The sequence below is a fragment of the Chromobacterium sinusclupearum genome (assembly GCF_002902845.1).
Classification (GTDB): domain Bacteria; phylum Pseudomonadota; class Gammaproteobacteria; order Burkholderiales; family Chromobacteriaceae; genus Chromobacterium; species Chromobacterium sinusclupearum.
The window spans coordinates 1-3,750 of sequence record NZ_PPTF01000095.1; the positions used below are offsets into that span (position 1 = coordinate 1).

At 63.6% G+C, this 3,750-nt stretch carries 5 protein-coding genes and 1 pseudogene; all 6 read right to left on the reverse strand.

Annotated elements, in window-relative coordinates:
* The coding region (locus C2134_RS19665) for a hypothetical protein (protein WP_199180005.1) at nt 1–293 on the reverse strand (293 nt) is incomplete at its 3' end.
* A gap of 20 nt (nt 294–313) precedes the next feature.
* Complete coding sequence (locus C2134_RS19670; RefSeq protein WP_103321769.1) at nt 314–664, reverse strand: hypothetical protein; 351 nt, start codon at nt 662–664, stop codon at nt 314–316.
* A gap of 739 nt (nt 665–1,403) precedes the next feature.
* Complete coding sequence (locus tag C2134_RS19675) at nt 1,404–2,315, reverse strand: type III secretion system protein SepQ (protein ID WP_103321770.1); 912 nt, start codon at nt 2,313–2,315, stop codon at nt 1,404–1,406.
* Nucleotides 2,305–2,799 (reverse strand): MFS transporter, encoded by a 495-nt coding sequence (locus tag C2134_RS19680; protein ID WP_103321771.1) that lies wholly within the window; start codon nt 2,797–2,799, stop codon nt 2,305–2,307. Before C2134_RS19680 ends, C2134_RS19675 begins: the two co-directional genes overlap by 11 nt.
* A gap of 38 nt (nt 2,800–2,837) precedes the next feature.
* Nucleotides 2,838–3,221 carry a type III secretion protein gene (locus tag C2134_RS19685; RefSeq protein ID WP_103321772.1) on the reverse strand — a complete coding sequence of 128 codons (384 nt, stop codon included), beginning with the start codon at nt 3,219–3,221 and terminating at the stop codon, nt 2,838–2,840.
* Nucleotides 3,215–3,750 (reverse strand): annotated as a pseudogene (locus C2134_RS22000) (EscN/YscN/HrcN family type III secretion system ATPase); the annotation flags it as partial. The pseudogene C2134_RS22000 and the gene C2134_RS19685, both read right to left, overlap by 7 nt.

A 3,750-nucleotide genomic window follows, 5' to 3' on the forward strand; every position in this document is an offset into this window, starting at 1 on the left:
TAGTCAATGACTTCCTTGGGCAGGCTGCCCGTGCTGCCCGCATCCTTCAGTTGGGCAATGATGGAGTCCACCTGGTTGGCGGCTTGTTGGGAATCGCGGGCGCGGTCGGCCTTGGCGCTCATCTGGTCATACTTGCCCTGGGCGAGGTCCGAGAACAAAGTCATGAACTTGTACAGCACCGAGATGCCTTGCGACATGATGGAGTCGCCTTGGCCGGCTTTGTTGTCGACGTAGTTGTTGTAGTCCTGGTTGACGATGGGCGAGCTGCTGGCAAAGTTGGTGGCGAATGTCATGATGAATTTCTCCTGAATGGTCAGATGAAGTTGCGGCCCAGCATCGGGCCTGCCTTGCGAGCGGCGGCGGGCTTGTCTGCGCCGCCGCTTCCCGCTTGCTTGAGCGACTCCTCAAGCGATTTGAAATTGCCCTGCAGGCTCTCCACGCACTGGGACAGCCGTTGATTGAGCGGGGCCAGTTCGCCCTGCATGGCGCGGGACAGGCGCTCAAGCCGCTGGCGCGCCTGGGCGTCCTGCGGCGCGCGTTGTTTGAGCGCGGCGATTTCCTGCTGCAGAAGCTGAAAAGCCTGTAATTGCTCGCCCAGCCCTTGCTGGCGTTTTTGCAGGTCTTGCATCAGGTGTTGCAGCGGGTGAATAGCGGTTTGGCTCATCGTTTATTTCTCCCTTTATTGGGTAGGTTTGCCGGATGCTAGGCCGGTCCTTGTGGCTTAACTTTCGAAAAGTGGCGCTTTCTTTGGTGTTTTGCCGGCGTGGTTTGCATGCGTTTCGGTATTCATTTTTATCCGTGAAACGGGGGTGTGGGATAAGGTGAATACCTGAGATGGCGGAGGCGGGAAGGAAAAGAGTGGGCTATTTGAGTCCGGCTTTTTTTATATCGCGTCGGCGATATAAAAAAAGCCGGAAGGGTCATGTTTGCCAGGGTTTTTCTGTTTAAGCGTGTGGGAGTGCGACTAGGCTTCCATTTTCAGAGGATGAATGGCTTTGCCTGTGTCATATATTGAATGGGCTTGGTCAAGTGCTGAAACATCAGCATGTTTTCGAAAGAGGCGGCATGGCTTATGGGATAAGGAATGGCTTCAATGCATATGCTATTTTCAATCGCCAAACAATCAGGGCAAGCCATGGCGCAAGATGTCTATTTCAAAGCGCTTTCTTTCGCGGCTCAGCTCAATTAAATTCGCACCGGCATGAATGAATGGCCCAGAGTCCATGATTTTCAAAAGCGGTTTAAATCTTGATGATGCGAAAAAAACCGAGATCAACCATGGGCGGCGGTGCGAGGCCGGCGTCCGCATGATGGTGCGGGACGCTCCGGGCCAGGTCGGCGGCGTCTATGACGCCTTTCTGCGAGCAGTTGCTCAAGGACGAGAGTCAACCGCTCGGCAAGCCTCAGCAGTTCCGCCCCTGCGCTTCGCTTGCGCGCGAGGCGATGCGCACCGCCCAGCCGTCATCCAGCCGCAGCAGCTGTCCCAGCGCCAAGGTTTTGCCGTGCCGGGTAAGGTGCAGGGCGGGGTAGGCCGCGGCGCGCGGGAACAGCTGGGCTTCCGGTCTCCAGGCCGCCAGGTCGAGGGCCGAGAAACGGGCGCGTCCCGCTTCCACGACAAGACGCCACTCGCCTGCGGAGGGTTCTCCCAGCGGCAGCGCGGCGCCATCGGCGACGGCATCGCCAGACTCCCGCAATAGAATTCGCCCCGGACAGGCCTGGGGGTGCAGCCAGAACGCATCCAGCGAGTCCGCCATGCCGATGATGGGGAGGGCGTCGCCGACGGCGACATCGGCCCAGTCTGCTTCAGTCAGCACGCACCAGCCCAGGGCCAGCGCCAGCTCATGCTCGCCTTGCGGCGATGGCTGCAGCGCTGTCAGCACAGCCTGCAGCCAGCCCGCCGGCGCCTGTTCCAGGTACAGCGGCAGGCGGCGTGATCCCATGCTCAGCGTCAATCTCCAGCCGGGGGGCGGCGCGTCGCCGCTCTCGACCGCCGCGGCAGCCAGGCCCGGCAGGCCCGTGGCCTGCAGCCATCCATCCAGCGGCGACAGGGTCCAAGCCGCCAGCAGAGGCAGCAGTTCCGCATCGATCGGTCCGTGGCGCGGCACGGCCAGCTGTGGCTGCAGCCAGTCGCGCCATTCCGGTTCCGGCACCCAGAAGGCCAAGTCTTCGCCATTGCTGCGGGCGGTCAGCCGCAAGCCGTCGCCGCTAGGCTGGGCGAAGTCGCTGTCGAAACGGTAACCATCGTGTTCCGCGCTGGCGCCGATGCGGCTGAGCTCAAAAAGACTGAGCGTGACGGGCAGGCACTCATTGCTCATGATCGACCTCCAGTGTGACGTCCACGCCCAGCGCCGCCGATAGCGCAGCCTCCAGATTGCGCCTCTCTCTTTCCAGCCGCGCCATCAGCGCGCCTGGCGGGGCGGACAGCCGCAGGCCCAGTCCGCCTCCCTGCCAGCATGCCTGCACAATCAGTCCAGCCAGCGGGCCGCTGCAGGCGCGCAAAGCGAGCGTCCGCTCGTCAATGGGTTGTGGGGGCGCATGAGGGAGGGGAGCCTCAGCCCATGGGGGCAACTTGCCGGCCGCGGGCGGGCCAGCGGGCGATTCCGCTTCGTCCTGCGCGAGGGGAGGCTGCGGCAGGGGCGGACTCTGCCAGGGCATGCTCATATCGGGATGGGCCTGAGCGTCATCCAGCAGGGCGCGGAAGCGCTTGGCGTCATCCTGATGCGGCGCATGGGCGTCATGCTCTCCTTGTCCGCGCGACGATGGGCTGCTATTGGCGCTATGGCTTATCGGTGCGTACATGGTGATGCCTCATCCTGTTGGCGATTGGGGTGACGGCCTCAATGCTTGTGGTTGTGTTCGGACTCCAGCAGCAAGACGAGTTTTTCCTGTTCACGCAAATTGCGGCGCAGCAGGCTGTCTTGTTCGGCGCGCGCTTGCGCTAGCAGCGCGCGCTCAGCGGCCAGGGTTTCCAGTTCCCGCGCCAGGGTTTGATCTTCGCCTTCGAGTTTCGCCAGCGAAGAACGCAGCCTTTCCAGTCCGTGGTGATCGAAGCAGCCGCTTTGCCTGGCCAGCGATCGCCATTCTTGGTACAGCGTGTGGCGGCGCGCGTGCACCGCATCCTGGCGCGCGCACAGCGCCAGCTCCTCGTCGGCCAGCCGGGCGAGCGCGGCGCGCAGGCTGCGTTCGCGGCGGCGTTTGACGTCCAGCAGCTGATTCAACATGGCAGCCCCACGGTTTCGGCAAGTTCGGCCAACACGGCACCCAGGCCGACTTGCTCATCCACGCGTTGTCGCAGCAACTGATTGATCCGCGGGCGCCGCGCCATGGCATCGTCGGCGTCGACATCCTGTCCGGGGCGGTATTCGCCCACCCGTACCAACAGCTCTATCTCCTGCCATGCCGACAGCAGCTGGCGCAGGCGGGCGGCGGCCTCGCGGTGTGCCGGCGCCGCCACTTGATGCATGACCCGGCTGACGCTGGCGAGCAGGTCTATCGCCGGGTAGTGATTGGCCTCGGCCAGTTTGCGGGACAGCACGATATGGCCGTCCAGCAGCGATCGGACTTCCTCCGCCAGCGCATCCGCCTTGTCGTCCATCAGCACGGTGTAGAAGGCGGTGATGCTGCCGCGGGCGGCGGGGCCGGCCCGCTCCAGCAGGCGCGGCAGGCGGGCGTACAGGCTGGGCGGATAGCCGCCGGCGACGATGGGTTCGCCGGCCGCCAGCGCGATTTCGCGCACGGCGCGGGCGTAGC

Excerpts from the sequence above, each read along its gene's own strand:
- C2134_RS19675 (WP_103321770.1), bottom strand. The coding sequence starts at position 2,315 with ATGAGCAATGAGTGCCTGCCCGTCACGCTCAGTCTTTTTGAGCTCAGC.
- C2134_RS19680 (WP_103321771.1), bottom strand. The coding sequence starts at position 2,799 with ATGTACGCACCGATAAGCCATAGCGCCAATAGCAGCCCATCGTCGCGC.
- C2134_RS19685 (WP_103321772.1), bottom strand. The coding sequence starts at position 3,221 with ATGTTGAATCAGCTGCTGGACGTCAAACGCCGCCGCGAACGCAGCCTG.
- C2134_RS19670 (WP_103321769.1), bottom strand. The coding sequence starts at position 664 with ATGAGCCAAACCGCTATTCACCCGCTGCAACACCTGATGCAAGACCTG.